This is a genomic window from Halomonas sp. YLGW01 (assembly GCF_014840935.1).
Lineage (GTDB): Bacteria > Pseudomonadota > Gammaproteobacteria > Pseudomonadales > Halomonadaceae > Onishia.
In genome coordinates this window covers 3,054,876-3,068,487 of record NZ_CP062005.1, presented here as the reverse complement: position 1 = coordinate 3,068,487, position 13,612 = coordinate 3,054,876, and the positions used below count along the sequence as shown (strand labels likewise).

The following is a 13,612-nucleotide window of genomic DNA, read 5'->3' as shown; positions in this document are numbered from 1 at the left end:
CCTAGCCGGAGCCTTACCCCATGAACGCCAGCCTGTCCGCCCCCGAACTTGTTGCCCCCCGCCCCGCTGAAGAAAGCCGGGACACCGAGGCCCCCCTGAACGCCGACACTCGCGGTGACTCCGCCACGGCCCTGACGGTCGAGGAGACCACGCTGCCGACCCCCGACGAGCTGCGTCGCGAGTTGCCGCTGACGCCTGCATCGGCCGAGCGCGTCGAAGCGCAGCGTGAGGCCATTCGCGCCATCCTCGACGGCCGCGACGATCGCCTGCTGGTGGTGGTCGGCCCCTGTTCGATCCACGACCCCAAGGCCGCCCGTGACTATGCCGAGCGTCTCGCCGCGCTGGCCCGCCGGGTCGAGGACCGCCTGCTGCTGGTGATGCGGGTCTATGTCGAGAAGCCGCGCACCACCGTGGGCTGGAAGGGGCTGGCCTACGATCCTGGTCTCGAGGGCGCCGATGACATGGCAACGGGCCTGACCCTGTCCCGGTCGCTGATGCGCGAGATCGTCGACATGGGGCTGCCGGTTGCCACCGAGCTCCTGCAGCCGATGGTCGCGCCCTACCTGGATGACCTCCTGGCCTGGACGGCGATCGGCGCCCGCACCACCGAATCCCAGATTCATCGCGAACTGGCCAGCGGCCTGGGCGCCGTGGTCGGCTTCAAGAACGGCACCGACGGCGGCGTCCAGGTGGCTATCGATGCCATTCACGCCAGCGCCCACCCTCATCATCACCCGGCCATCGCCGCCGATGGCCGGCCGGTGATGCGCCGCACGCCGGGCAACCCGCACACTCATGTGGTGCTGCGCGGCGGCCAGGGCGAGCCCAACTTCCGGGCGCCCGAGGTGGCGGCCTGTCGCCGGGCGCTCAAGGAAGCGAAGCTGGCGCCGCGAATCATGGTCGACTGCAGTCATGCCAATTCGCGCAAGGACCATCGGCGTCAGGGCGAGGTGCTGCTCGACGTGCTGAGCCAGCGCCTGGCCGGCGATACCGGGCTGGTCGGGGTGATGCTCGAGAGTCACCTGCACGAGGGCAAGCAGCCGTTGAAGCCCGGCGCTCTGCGTTACGGCGTCTCGGTGACCGATGCCTGCCTCGGTTGGGAGACCACCGAGCATCTGCTGCTGACCGCCGCCGAGCGCCTGCGGGACGCCTGATGGGCGTCACCCGTCCGACTCCCCTTCAGGATGCACCGATGGACTTTCGCTTCGAGGCCCATGACCCCGAGACCTATCGTCGCCAGTCGCGGCGGGTGGCGATCGCCATGGCCGCGCTGTTCCTGGTGCTGGGGCTGTGCTTCTCCCAGCTGCTGACCCGGACCCTCGGCTCGAGTGTCTGGCTCAATGCGCTGGGGGGGCTGCTCGGCTTGCTGGTCACCGCCGGCCTCGCGGCTCGGCTCAAGGAGCGCGCCTTGATGGCCGAGGTGCGCTATGGCTGGCGGCTCAAGCAGGCGCTGTCTCGGGTCAGCGCTCATCTGCCGACGCTGCGGCGTGGCCTCGCCGATGACGAGCCGGCTCGCGCATGCACTGGCGGCAGCATCCGAGCGCACGAGCGGAAGGCCTGGCTGATGCCGGCGCCGTGACGCGAGCCCTCGTAGGAGCCTTCCAGACACGACGACGCCGGGCCATGGCCCGGCGTCGTCGTGTCTAAGGTCAGGCGTGGTGGCCCATGTGGGACTGACCTCGGCCTCGTCAGGCCTTGGTGGCGTAGGCGTAGAGCAGCGTCTCCTGCACGCTGATCGGGGCACTGTCGCCGACTTCCTGCTTGATGTAGCTGCCATCGGATTGCAGCAGCCAACTCTGGCAGTTGTCGACCAGGTAGGTCTCCAGATCCTTGCGTACCCGGGCGGCGATCTTCTTGTCGAGGAACGGGAAGCAGGTCTCGACCCGGTGGAACATGTTGCGGGCCATGAAATCGGCGCTCGAGCCCCACACTTCGGGCTTGCCGCCGTTGTGGAAATAGAACACCCGGGTGTGCTCGAGGAAGCGGCCGATCACCGAACGCACGCGGATATTGTCGGAGATGCCGGGAATGCCGGGGCGCAGGCAGCACATGCCGCGGATGATCAGGTCGCATTCGACGCCGGCCTGGGAGGCGCGGTAGAGCGCACGGATCAGCTGCGGCTCGGTCAGCGAGTTGCACTTGATGATCAGGTGGCTGCGTTTGCCCTTTTCGGCGAACTTGGCCTCCCGGTCGATCATCTCCACCATCTTCGGGTGCAGCGTGAAGGGCGCGTGCAGCAGGGTCTCGATCTTGCGCGCCTGGCCCATGCCGGAGAGCTGCTGGAAGACCTTGTGCACGTCCTCGCAGAGGGTCGGATTGGCCGTCAGCAGGCTGTAGTCGGTATAGAGCTTGGCGGTCTTTGAGTGATAATTGCCGGTGCCCAGGTGCGCGTAGTAGCGCAGGTCGCCCTTCTCGCGGCGCACGATGTGGATCATCTTGGCGTGAGTCTTGTAGGCCATCACGCCGTAGATGACGATGGCGCCGGCCTCCTGCAGCCTCGACGCCAGGGTCAGGTTGTCGGCCTCGTCGAAGCGGGCGCGTAGCTCGATCACTACCGTGACTTCCTTGCCGTTGCGCGCCGCCTCGACCAGGGCGCTGACGACCGGCGAGTCGGCGCCGGTGCGGTACAGGGTCTGCTTGATGGCCAGTACCGCCGGGTCCCGGGCGGCCTCGGCCAGCAGGTCTTCGATCGGCTTGAATGACTGGAAGGGGTGGTGGAGCAGGATGTCCTGATCGCGAATGGCATCGAACAGGCTGCCGGCCTTATTGAGGGGCTTGGGCAGGCCCGGCGTAAAGGGCCGATAGCCAAGCTCGGGGCGGTCGATGTCACCGAGCACCGCCATCATGCGGGTCAGGTTGACCGGGCCATTGACCCGGTACAGGTCGGCTTCCTCGAGCTCGAACTGCTTGAGCAGGAAGTCGGCCAGGTCATCGGGACAGTTGTCGGCGACCTCCAGGCGCACGCCGCTGCCGTAGCGCCGAGCCAGCAGCTCGCCGCGCAGCGCCGTGGCCAGGTCGGAGACCTCCTCCGGGTCGACGGCGAGATCGGCGTTGCGGGTCAGGCGGAACTGGTAGCAGCCCCGCACCTGCATCCCCGGGAAGACCTCCTGGGCATGGGCATGGATCATCGAGGACAGGAAGACGTACTCGCTGAAGCCCTCCGCGCAGAGCCCTTCCGGCAGGGCGATCACCCGCGGCAGCGAGCGCGGAGCCGGCAGGATGGCGAGGCCCCCCTCGCGACCGAAGGCATCCTTGCCCTCCAGCTCGACGATGAAGTTGAGGCTCTTGTTGACCAGCCGCGGGAAGGGGTGGGAGGGATCCAGGCCGATGGGGCTGATCACCGGCACGATCTCCTCCTCGAAGTAGTCCCTGACCCATTCCACCTGAGCCTCGCTCCAGTCGCCGCGGCGTCGAAACCGCAGGCCCTTGTCCTCCAGTGACGGGATCAGTTGCTCGTTGAGGATCTGATACTGGCGCTCTACCTGGGCGTGAGCGAGCTGGGCGATCTCGTCGAGAATCGAGCGGGGCAGGCGACCGTCGGCACCGGTATCGTCGTTGCCCAGCGCCAGCTGGTGCTTGAGCCCGGCGACCCGAATCTCGAAGAACTCGTCCATGTTGGACGAGAAAATCAGCAGGAACATCACCCGGTTGAGCAGCGGGTGGGAGGGATCGAGAGCCTGTTCGAGCACCCGGATATTGAACTGCAGGTGCGACAGCTCGCGATTGAAGTAGAGGCGCGGATCGCTGAGATCGGCTTCGGGATCCGGCACCACCTTCGCCTGGATACCGGTGCGGGTGCGGTTGACCCGCAGCGGTGGCGTCTCGGCGAGGCCGGTCTCCTCGAAGGGCGTCTCCGGCAGCGGGCTGCCGGCGTCTGGGGTGCGAGAGTCTTCCATCTTGCCTCCGGGAAGCCGTGGAAGGACGCGCTCGCCCTTCCTGTGATTATGCGAGCAGCCGAGCCGCGCGTTTGGCGAAGTAGGTCAGGATGCCGTCGGCGCCGGCGCGCTTGAAGCACATCAGCGATTCAAGAATCACCCTATCATCTTCTAGCCAGCCCTGTTCGAAGGCCGCCATGTGCATGGCGTACTCGCCGCTGACCTGGTAGGCGTAGGTCGGCACCCGTAGCTCGTCCTTGACCCGCCGGACCACGTCCAGATAGGGCATGCCGGGCTTGATCATCACCATGTCGGCACCCTCGGCTAGATCCAGCGCCACCTCGTGGAGGGCCTCGTCGCTATTGGCCGGATCCATCTGATAGGTGCTCTTGTCGGCGCGGCCGAGATTACCCGCCGAGCCCACCGCATCGCGGAAGGGGCCGTAATAGCGCGAGGCATACTTGGCGCTGTAGGCCATGATGCGGGTGTTGTGCAGCGACTCCTGCTCGAGCACCTGACGGATCTCGCCGATCCGCCCGTCCATCATGTCCGAGGGCGCCACCACGTCGGCGCCGGCCTCGGCATGGGACAGGGCCTGCTTGAGCAGGACCTCGACGGTGCGGTCATTCTGCACGTAGCCGGCCTCGTCCAGGATGCCGTCCTGGCCGTGACTGGTGTAGGGGTCCAGCGCCACGTCGGTGATGATGCCGAGCGCCGGGCAGGCCGCCTTGAGCTCCCGCACGCAGCGCTGTACCAGGCCGCCGGCGTTGTAGGCCTCCTCGGCCAGCTCGCTCTTGAGCTCTGCGTCGATCACCGGGAACAGCGCCAGCGCAGGAATGCCCAGGGCCTCGGCCTCGCGGGCCTCCTCGATCAGCAGGTCGATCGACAGGCGATCGACGCCGGGCATCGAGGGCACGGCCTCGCGGCGGTTGCTGCCCTCGAGCACGAACACCGGCCAGATCAGGTCGGCCGGAGTCAGGGTGTTCTCGCGCATCAGGCGGCGCGAGAATTCATCCTTGCGCATGCGACGCAGGCGGGTGCCGGGGTACTGGCGAGGGGTCGTGAAACTCAAGGCGTATCTCCAATCAGGGCTCGCCATCGGTGCCTGATTACCTGTTGCTGATAATGGCAGCTGAGGATGACGGCCGGATGACAGCGGGTGATAGTCCGGGCAGCCGTTTGAGCAGGCGCCCGGTCATGTACATCGAGTATATGCAGTGTGAATTCGTGCCGGAAGCGTTGGCTTGTCGCACCCTCGCGCAGACCGCCCTGGGCAGGCGTGTATGCGCGACCCATGAAAAACCCCGCGCGAGCGGGGTTGTTCAGGGCGACGTGGGGCGAGCTCAGGCGTCGCCGTCGTCCGCCGGGCGAGGCTGGCGCTTGACCAGGCGCCCGAACAGGATGCCGACCTCGTAGAGCAGGTACATCGGCACGGCGAGCAGGCTCTGGGAGATCACGTCCGGCGGGGTCATCAGCATGCCGATCACGAAGCAGCCCAGCACCACATAGGGGCGCTTCTTCGACAGGCTCTCCACCGTGGTGGCGCCTGAGAAGATCAGCAGGAAGGTGGCGATGGGGATCTCGAAGGCGATGCCGAAGGCGAAGAACAGCTTGAGCACGAAGTTCAGGTACTGGTTGATGTCGGTCATCACCGCGACCTCGGCGGGGCCGGTCTGGGTGAAGAACTCGAACAGCAGCGGGAAGACCACGTAATAGGCGAAGGCCGCGCCGCCATAGAAGAGCATGACGCTCGACGCCAGCAGCGGCACGGCGAGACGCTTCTCGTTGTCGTAGAGACCGGGCGCGATGAAGGCCCAGGCCTGGTGCAGCACGAAGGGCACGGCGATGAACACCGCCACCACCAGCGTCAGCTTGAAGGGCGCCAGGAAGGGCGACGCGACCTCGGTGGCGATCATCTGCGAGCCTTCCGGCAGCAGCGCCATCAGCGGCTGGGCGATGAAGGTGTAGATATCGTTGGAGAAGGCGTAGAGCGAGAGGAAGATCGCCAGGATCACCAGCACCGCGCGCATCAGGCGCGAGCGCAGCTCGATCAGGTGCTCGATCAGGGGAGCCTGGTGCGCATCATGGCCGCTCTTCTGGCCGCTCTTCTGGCCGCTCTTCTGGCCGCCCTGCTGACCGCTCTGGAAAGCATCGGTCTGGCCCTGCGCCCTGCTGTGCACGGAGTCCTGCGGGTCGGGAGTGGCGCTCATCGGGGGCTTTGGTCCTTGTCGCTGGCCGCGGACGCCTCGCGGTGGGCCTCTGATGCCGCCGAGGCCTCGTCGCGGCGCTGAGCCAGAGCGGCGTCCAGGCGCGCCCGGTCATCGGCTGGCTGGCCGCTGGCCCTATCCGTTTCGGTATGGTCAGGTTCGGCATAGCGCTCGACGTCCTGCTTGACCTGATTGAGGCTGGCGTCGAGCTTCTTCTGCTGCTCGTCGAGCTTCTGACGAAGCTCCTCGGCCTCGAGCTGAGCGGAGATGTCCCGCTGCATGCCCGAGACCGTGCGCTTGATCTTGCCGATCCACAGTCCCGCAGTGCGCGCTGCCCTGGGCAGGCGCTCGGGGCCGAGCACCAGCAGGCCGACCACGCCGATGATCAGCAGTTCGAGGAAACCGATATCGAACATGGGCGGTTACTTGCGCTCGTCCGGTTCCTGCGTCTTGGTCTCGGCTTTGACGTCGTAGGTCTTGCCGGTCTCGTCGTGAGCGACACGCTGCTGGGCCGCATCCTCTTCCTTGTCGTTTTCGGCCTTCTCGCCGTCGTTCATGGCCTTCTTGAAGCCCTTCACGGCGCCGCCCAGGTCGCCGCCGACGTTGCGCAGCTTCTTGGTGCCGAAGACCAGGATGATGATGCCCAGCACGATCAAGAGTTGCCAGATACTGATGCCACCTAACATGGAGTCTCTCCCTTCAATGGGCCCTTGGGCCTATGCGTCCTTCGGGCGGGCGGCCTTCTCGTCCAGCCCGGAAATCCCGAAGCGACGTGCCAGTTCATCGAGCACGTCCTGATGGTCGATCCCGAGATGCGACAGCATCACCAGGCTATGAAACCACAGGTCGGCGGTTTCGGCGACCACTGCCGCACGGTCCGCCTCTTCGCCATTCGCCGCATCCTTGGCGGCCAGCAGGGTCTCGGTGGCTTCCTCGCCGACCTTTTCGAGGATCTTGTTGAGCCCCTTGTGATGCAGCGAGGCCACATAGCTGCTGTCGGGAGCCGCCTGGCGGCGCTGGTCGAGCACCTCGGCGAGCTGAGTGAGAATATCGCTCATCGATGACATTCCTGAGTCAATGGGACAAAAAAGCTTATGATTCAGTGCATTGTAGTCTTCTGCCGGCTTGGGCCGGGGCGCTGTCACTGCCAGGCGAGCAACAGGATGCCGAGTCCGGCCGCCACCAGCACCGGCCAGGGCTGCTCGCCTGCCCAGTCAAGCAGCGGCTGCCAGGCCACCGCCAGGCCCACCAGCAGGGCGCCGAGGCGCAGACGGCGGGCGCCTCGGGTGGTCTTGGCGACGTGGCGGCGCAGGCTGGCCAGCGCTTCGCTCTGGCGATGGCGCTGCTTGTGCTCCGCCTCGACCCGGGAGAGCGCCTGGTGGGCGAGTACCGGCAGCTCGGGCAGCTGGCGGGACAGCTCCGGGGCCTGGCGCTGCAGCGACTCCCAGAGCCCGCGGGGGCCGGCCCGCTCCTTCATCCAGCGCTCCAGATAGGGTTTGGCGGTATGCCACAGGTCCAGATCCGGGTAGAGCTGGCGTCCCAGCCCCTCGATATTGAGCAGGGTCTTCTGCAACAGCACCAGCTGCGGCTGGACCTCCATGTTGAAACGCCGGGCGGTCTGGAAGAGCCCCAGCAGCACCTGGCCGAAGGAGATGTCCTTGAGCGGCTTCTCGAGGATCGGCTCGCACACCGAGCGGATCGCCGAGGCGAACTCGTTGGCGCGGGTGCCCTCGCCGACCCAGCCGGACTCGATGTGCAGGGCCGCGACCTCGTAGTAGTCCTGGTGGAAGAAGGCCAGCAGGTTGCGCGCCAGGTAGTCCTGGTCCTCGCGGGTCAGGCTGCCGACGATGCCGCAGTCGATGGCGATGTACTGCGGGTCGTGGGGCTTGCCGTGGGCGACGAAGATGTTGCCCGGGTGCATGTCGGCATGGAAGAAGTTGTCGCGGAACACCTGGGTGAAAAAGATCTCCACCCCGCGCTCGGCGAGCTTCTTGAGATCGGTGCCCTGGGCCTTCAGGGCCGCCATGTCGGCTACCGGGATGCCGTGGATGCGCTCCTGGACCATCACCCGGCGCCGGGTCAGTGGCCAGTGGATCGCCGGCACGTAGAGCAGTGGCGAGTCCTTGAAGTTGCGTTTGAGCTGGGAGGTGTTGGCGGCCTCCCGGTGCAGGTTCAGCTCGTCGAAGAGGGTGGCCTCGTAGTCGGCGACCACCTCCCGCGGGCGCAGGCGGCGGGCCTCGGGCACCCTGGCCAGAAGGCGTGCGACGCCGTAGAGCAGTGCCATGTCCTGGCGCATCACCCGCTCGATGCCGGGGCGGATGATCTTGACCACCACTTCCTGGCCATCGGGCAGCCGGGCCGCATGCACCTGGGCGATGGAGGCGGAGGCCAGTGGCGTGGTGTCGAAGTGGGCGAAGGCCTCGGCGAGCGGGCACTCGAGCTCTTCCTCGACCATCGCCGCCGCCTGTTCGCCGGGAAAGGGCGGCACCTGATCCTGGAGGCGCTTGAGCTCGTCGGCGATATCCGGGGGCAGCAGGTCGCGGCGGGTCGAAAGCATCTGACCGAATTTGACAAATATCGGCCCCAGCGCCTCGAGGGCCAGGCGCAGCCGCTCGGCCCGTTCACCGCGCACCGGGACCAGCCGCAGCGGCGAGAGGGCGAGCAGCGTGCGCAGCACCCAGGGCAGCCGTTCCTTGGGGATCAGGGTGTCGAGGCGGTAGCGGGTGATGACCCAGGCGATCCGTGCCAGGCGAAGGCTCATGAGCCGGGCTCCTCGGCCGCTCTGTCGAGCCTGTCGGCGGGCAGGCGGCGTGCCTCGAGGCGGCGCTTGAGGCGCTCGAGCCGGGCCTCGATCCGGTCGCTTGAGATCTCGAGCTGCGTGAGCTGGTCGCGCATCACCTCGAGCTGGTGTCGCCCGGGCAGCAGTCGGGCCTCCTCGAAGACGTATTCGCCGATATCTGCGGTCAGCTCCTGGCGCGTGCGCAGGCCCCAGCGGGCCAGGCGGCGCATGCCCTCGGCCAGGCTGTGGGCCGGCAGGTCGCCGAGCCAGCGGGCGAGCTCACCCTCCCAGTCGAAGTCGAGATCCAGCAGCAGATCCCGCGACTGCTCGAGGACCTGGGCGCGGCCGCGTACCGCGAGGCGCCCGCGGAACATCAGTCGCTCGGCGGACTCGCCGCCGATCAGCTCGCCGAGTGCCTCGCTGTCGGCCTCGACGATCACGTCGGCGTCGTCGGTCAGTTCCTCGCCGCGGGAGAGCATCAGGCCGTGCGCATCGAAGCTCACCAGCAGCGCGTAGGTGGGGCGCTCCAGGCGCAACAGCAGGCGCGAGCCATTAAGCGCTGCCAGCCGTGCCGGCGCCGCGGGGTCCCTGGCGAGCAGGGCGTTCAGGGTGCGTTCGAGTCCGGCGAGCACCATCATCAGAGCTTGATGCCTCGATGCAGGGCCACGATGCCGCCGGTGAGATTGGTGTACTCGACCCGCTCGAGGCCGGCCGCCTCCATCATGCCCTTGAGGGTCTCCTGATCCGGGTGCATGCGGATCGACTCGGCCAGATAGCGGTAGCTGTCGGCATCGCCGGCCACCCACTGGCCCATCCTCGGCAGCAGGTGGAAGGAATAGTCGTCGTAGGCCCTGGAGAGCAGCGGATTGTCGGGCTTGGAGAACTCCAGCACCAGCAGGCGGCCGCCGGGCTTGAGGACCCGAGTCATCGAGCGCAGGGCGGCATCCTTGTCGGTGACGTTGCGCAGGCCGAAGGCGATGGTGATGCAGTCGAAGCTGTTGTCGGGGAAGGGCAGGCACTCGGCGTTGGCCTGCACGTATTCGACGTTGCCGCCGACGCCGTGGTCGAGCAGCTTGTCGCGGCCGACCCGCAGCATGGATTCGTTGATGTCGGCGAGGATCACCTGGCCGCGAGGCCCGACCTGGCGGGAAAACTTCAGCGTCAGGTCGCCGGTGCCGCCGGCGATGTCGAGCACGCGGTGGCCAGGGCGTACGCCGGCGCGCTCCAGCGTCAGGCGCTTCCAGACCCGGTGGATACCGAAGGACATCAGGTCGTTCATCACGTCATAGCGCGCCGCCACCGAATGAAAGACGTCGGCGACCCGGGAGGCTTTCTCGTCGACCGGGACTTCCTGATAGCCGAAGTGAGTGGTGCGCTTGTCCATGGGCATCCTGTCGGTCAGTGCGTCGGTCCGTGCCGCAGGGGCGGCACGCGGTAAAGGAGGGCCGGCAGGGGCCGGCGATGGCGCCATTGTAGCGTCACCGCGATGGCCTTGTCTTCGCCGTCGGCGGGCGAGCCACCGGGGCCGCCGCGGGAGGACATCACAGCTGCTTGAACTGGATGCCCTTGGGTTCCCGGGACTCGCCGGCGGCCTCGAGTCGCTCGAGGTAGTCTGCCCAGTTGATCTCGGCGTTGGTGGCCAGGGCGTACAGGTAGTCCCAGCTGAAGAGGCCGCTGTCATGGCCATCATCGAAGGTGAGTTTCAGGGCGTAGCGGCCGGCCGGGGTGATATTGGCAAGGCCCACATCCTTCTTGCCGACCTGCAGCACGGCGGTATCGGGGCCGTGGCCGCGCACCTCAGCGGAGGGCGAGAAGACGCGCAGGTACTCGATGGACAGCCGGAAGGTTCTGCCGTCAGGGTAGCCGAGCTCCAGCTCGCGGGCGGACTTGTGGTAGTGGACGCGGGAGGGGATCGGGACGCTCATGGCGGCCTCCTGTAGGGATCCAGAAAGCGGGCTGGCCGCCGCCTGCCGTGGGGCGGGGCGACGGCCAGCGTGCCGGGTCAGAGGATGTAGCGCGACAGGTCCTCGTCCATGGCGAGTTCGCCGAGCTGGGAGTCGACGTAGGCGGCGTCGATGGTCAGCGGACCCTCCATGTCACCGCCCTTGAAGGAGGCGTCCTCGAGTAGGCGCTCCATGACGGTGTGCAGGCGACGGGCGCCGATGTTCTCGGTGCCTTCGTTGACCCGCCAGGCGATCTCGGCGATGCGTGCGATACCGTCGTCGGTGAAGGCGATCTCGAGCCCTTCGGTGGCCATCAGCGCCTGGTACTGCTTGGTCAGGGCGGCGGAAGGCTCGGTGAGGATGCGCTGGAAGTCCTCCGGCGAGAGGGCGTTGAGCTCGACGCGGATCGGCAGGCGGCCCTGCAGCTCCGGGATCAGGTCCGAGGGCTTGGCCAGGTGGAAGGCGCCCGAGGCGATGAACAGGATATGGTCGGTCTTGACCATGCCGTGCTTGGTGGAGACCGTCGAGCCCTCGATCAGCGGCAGCAGGTCGCGCTGCACGCCCTCGCGGGAGACTTCGCCGCCGCTGCCCTGCTGGCCCTTGGCGACCTTGTCGATCTCGTCGAGGAAGACGATGCCGTGCTGCTCCACCGCCTCGATGGCGCGGTGCTTGATGTCGTCCTCATTGACCAGCTTGGCGGCTTCTTCGTCGCGCAACAGCTTCCAGGCATCCTTGACCGCGACGCGCTGGGTCTCGGTCTTCTGCTTGCCCATGCTGGAGAACATGCTCTGCAACTGGCTGGCCATCTCTTCCATGCCCGGCGGCGTATTGAAGTCCATGCCGCCGCTCTGCGGGGTGATCTCGATGTCGATTTCCTTGTCATCGAGCTGACCCTCGCGCAGCTTCTTGCGGAAGACCTGACGGGTAGAGGAATCGTCCCGGGCGCTGTCGTACTCGCTGCCCCGGGGGCGCGGCAGCAGGGCGTCGAGGATGCGCTCCTCGGCGGCATCATCGGCCTTGTGGCCGACCTCTTCCTTGGCGTGCTCGCGGACCATCTTGATCGCCGACTCGGTCAGGTCACGGATGATCGACTCGACGTCGCGCCCCACGTAGCCCACCTCGGTGAACTTGGTGGCCTCGACCTTGAGGAAGGGGGCCCGGGCCAGCTTGGCCAGGCGACGGGCGATCTCGGTCTTGCCCACGCCGGTCGGGCCGATCATCAGGATGTTCTTGGGGGTGACTTCCTGGCGCAGCTCGTCATTGAGCTGCATGCGGCGCCAGCGGTTGCGCAGCGCCACGGCCACGGCCCGTTTGGCATCCTGCTGGCCGATGATGAACTGATCGAGGGCGTGAACGATCTCGCGGGGGGTCATCTGGGTCATGGCTCAGAGCTCTTCCAGCGTGATGTGGTGGTTGGTGAAGACGCAGATGTCGCCGGCGATCTCCAGGGACTTCTCGGTGATGTCGCGGGCCGACAGCTCGGTGTTATCGAGCAGGGCGCGGGCCGAGGACAACGCATAGTTGCCGCCCGAGCCGATGGCGATGATGCCGCGTTCCGGCTCCACCACATCGCCGTTGCCGGTGATGATCAGCGAGGCATTCTTGTCGGCCACGGCCAGCAGCGCCTCGAGACGGCGCAGGGCACGGTCGGTGCGCCATTCCTTGGCCAGTTCCACGGCGGCCTTGGTGAGGTGGCCCTGGTATTTCTCGAGCTGGGCCTCGAAGCGCTCGAACAGGGTGAAGGCGTCGGCGGTGCCGCCGGCGAAGCCGGCCAGCACCTGGCCACGGTAGAGGCGACGCACCTTGCTGGCGTTGCCTTTCATGACGGTGTTGCCCAGTGAGACCTGGCCATCACCGGCCAGGGCGACCTGGTCGCCGCGGCGCACGGATACGATCGTGGTCATGGAGGAGGACTCCGTAGTGGGAGCGATGACACTCCCGGTGACTTGGGCGTCCGGGATGCGGTGAGCGGTCAGACGGACGCCGTGAAAGCTGTGTCGGTAACGTGAAGGGAAGGTGTGGGCGAGGCGCCGTGAATTCAACCTTGGCGAGGCGGCGGCAGGCGCCTGCCGCCGTCGTGGTGAAGGTCACGCGTGCCGCTCCGCGCCTCGGCTCAATTCTGCAGGCGGATGGTCAGCGGCTCGATGCCCTGGGTGATCATCAGGTCCTGCGCCCGGTTGAGCTCCCGCGTATCGCCGTAGGGCCCGACCTGGACCCGGTGCCAGGTGGCACCGTCGCCGGCCTGAACCTTGCTGATGCTGGCCATCAGGCCGAAGTCGCCGAGCCGACCGGCGAGCCGCCGGGCGTCCGCGGCCTCGCGAAACGAGGCCGCCTGCAGCATGTAGCGCTCATGGGTGGCGATCTCGGTGGGCTGGCGGTTCTCGGCAGGCTGTGCCTGTTGGCGTGCGATCTGCTCGGCGATGGGATCCCGGGCGGGCGCGGCCTCGGTGGCGGCGTTCCGAGCCTCGCTGCCGGGGGCGATGACCTCGGATTCCGGCAGCAGGGTATAGAACTCGAAGGTCGGCATGCGCGGCTCGCTGGCCTCGGACCCCTCGCTTCCTGCCCCGTCTCCCTTGTTGTCAGCCGATGGCCCGGCCTGCTCGGGCGCCGGCCGGCTGAATACCTTGGCCAGCGGCGCCGGTGCCGAGTCCTGCGCGTACTGGGAGAGGAAGAAACCGGCCACCAGGCCGCCGAGCCCCCACAGCCAGCCGGGCACGCGCGGCGCCGTCCGCTTGGCCGATGCAGTGCGCTTGCGGGTGGTGGCGCCCTTGCGGCTGGCGGGCTTGGCGGCTTGGCGTGCGGCCATGG

The 13,612-nt window shown here is 67.3% G+C and carries 15 protein-coding genes; 2 read left to right on the top strand and 13 right to left on the bottom strand.

Annotation, left to right across the window (positions count from 1 at the left end; all coding sequences use genetic code 11):
• Positions 1 to 20: 20 nt before the first annotated feature.
• Positions 21 to 1,154, top strand: a complete 1,134-nt coding sequence (locus IEJ03_RS14045) for a 3-deoxy-7-phosphoheptulonate synthase (protein WP_192035429.1) — start codon at positions 21 to 23, stop codon at positions 1,152 to 1,154.
• Between the two features lie 38 nt (positions 1,155 to 1,192).
• A complete protein-coding gene (locus IEJ03_RS14040) occupies positions 1,193 to 1,579 on the top strand; it encodes a DUF3087 family protein (protein WP_192035428.1) in 387 nt (128 codons plus the stop codon).
• A 109-nt stretch (positions 1,580 to 1,688) separates the two neighbouring features.
• Here the strand turns inward: IEJ03_RS14040 and ppk1 are convergent, their stop codons facing one another.
• From ppk1 to IEJ03_RS13975, 13 genes are all read right to left on the bottom strand, one after another.
• Positions 1,689 to 3,896 carry a polyphosphate kinase 1 gene (gene ppk1, locus IEJ03_RS14035; protein WP_192035427.1) on the bottom strand — a complete coding sequence of 736 codons (2,208 nt, stop codon included), beginning with the start codon at positions 3,894 to 3,896 and terminating at the stop codon, positions 1,689 to 1,691.
• 46 nt (positions 3,897 to 3,942) lie between these two features.
• The gene (hemB, locus tag IEJ03_RS14030; protein ID WP_192035426.1) at positions 3,943 to 4,947 is read right to left on the bottom strand and encodes a porphobilinogen synthase; all 1,005 of its coding nucleotides are present in this window, start codon (positions 4,945 to 4,947) and stop codon (positions 3,943 to 3,945) included.
• A gap of 271 nt (positions 4,948 to 5,218) precedes the next feature.
• Positions 5,219 to 6,085 carry a twin-arginine translocase subunit TatC gene (gene tatC, locus IEJ03_RS14025; protein ID WP_242457987.1) on the bottom strand — a complete coding sequence of 289 codons (867 nt, stop codon included), beginning with the start codon at positions 6,083 to 6,085 and terminating at the stop codon, positions 5,219 to 5,221.
• Positions 6,082 to 6,498, bottom strand: coding sequence for a Sec-independent protein translocase protein TatB (tatB, locus tag IEJ03_RS14020; RefSeq protein ID WP_192035425.1), 417 nt, complete (start codon positions 6,496 to 6,498; stop codon positions 6,082 to 6,084). The genes tatC and tatB overlap by 4 nt, the downstream gene beginning before the upstream one ends.
• 6 nt (positions 6,499 to 6,504) lie before the next feature.
• Positions 6,505 to 6,768, bottom strand: coding sequence for a Sec-independent protein translocase subunit TatA (gene tatA / locus IEJ03_RS14015; protein ID WP_192035424.1), 264 nt, complete (start codon positions 6,766 to 6,768; stop codon positions 6,505 to 6,507).
• A 30-nt stretch (positions 6,769 to 6,798) separates the two neighbouring features.
• Positions 6,799 to 7,140: a phosphoribosyl-ATP diphosphatase gene (locus IEJ03_RS14010; RefSeq protein ID WP_192035423.1), complete on the bottom strand. Its 342-nt coding sequence runs from the start codon at positions 7,138 to 7,140 to the stop codon at positions 6,799 to 6,801.
• An 83-nt stretch (positions 7,141 to 7,223) separates the two neighbouring features.
• A complete protein-coding gene (gene ubiB, locus IEJ03_RS14005) occupies positions 7,224 to 8,843 on the bottom strand; it encodes a ubiquinone biosynthesis regulatory protein kinase UbiB (RefSeq protein ID WP_192035422.1) in 1,620 nt (539 codons plus the stop codon).
• Positions 8,840 to 9,499 (bottom strand): SCP2 sterol-binding domain-containing protein, encoded by a 660-nt coding sequence (locus tag IEJ03_RS14000; RefSeq protein ID WP_192035421.1) that lies wholly within the window; start codon positions 9,497 to 9,499, stop codon positions 8,840 to 8,842. The genes ubiB and IEJ03_RS14000 overlap by 4 nt, the downstream gene beginning before the upstream one ends.
• Positions 9,499 to 10,245, bottom strand: a complete 747-nt coding sequence (gene ubiE, locus IEJ03_RS13995; protein ID WP_192035420.1) for a bifunctional demethylmenaquinone methyltransferase/2-methoxy-6-polyprenyl-1,4-benzoquinol methylase UbiE — start codon at positions 10,243 to 10,245, stop codon at positions 9,499 to 9,501. Before ubiE ends, IEJ03_RS14000 begins: the two co-directional genes overlap by 1 nt.
• A 157-nt stretch (positions 10,246 to 10,402) precedes the next feature.
• Positions 10,403 to 10,786, bottom strand: coding sequence for a DUF971 domain-containing protein (locus IEJ03_RS13990; protein WP_192035419.1), 384 nt, complete (start codon positions 10,784 to 10,786; stop codon positions 10,403 to 10,405).
• Positions 10,787 to 10,863: 77 nt separating this feature from the next.
• Positions 10,864 to 12,186, bottom strand: coding sequence for an ATP-dependent protease ATPase subunit HslU (hslU, locus tag IEJ03_RS13985; protein WP_192035418.1), 1,323 nt, complete (start codon positions 12,184 to 12,186; stop codon positions 10,864 to 10,866).
• A 3-nt stretch (positions 12,187 to 12,189) separates the two neighbouring features.
• Positions 12,190 to 12,708, bottom strand: a complete 519-nt coding sequence (gene hslV / locus IEJ03_RS13980; protein WP_192035417.1) for an ATP-dependent protease subunit HslV — start codon at positions 12,706 to 12,708, stop codon at positions 12,190 to 12,192.
• A gap of 209 nt (positions 12,709 to 12,917) precedes the next feature.
• Complete coding sequence (locus IEJ03_RS13975; protein WP_192035416.1) at positions 12,918 to 13,610, bottom strand: SPOR domain-containing protein; 693 nt, start codon at positions 13,608 to 13,610, stop codon at positions 12,918 to 12,920.
• Between the last annotated feature and the right edge of the window lie 2 nt (positions 13,611 to 13,612).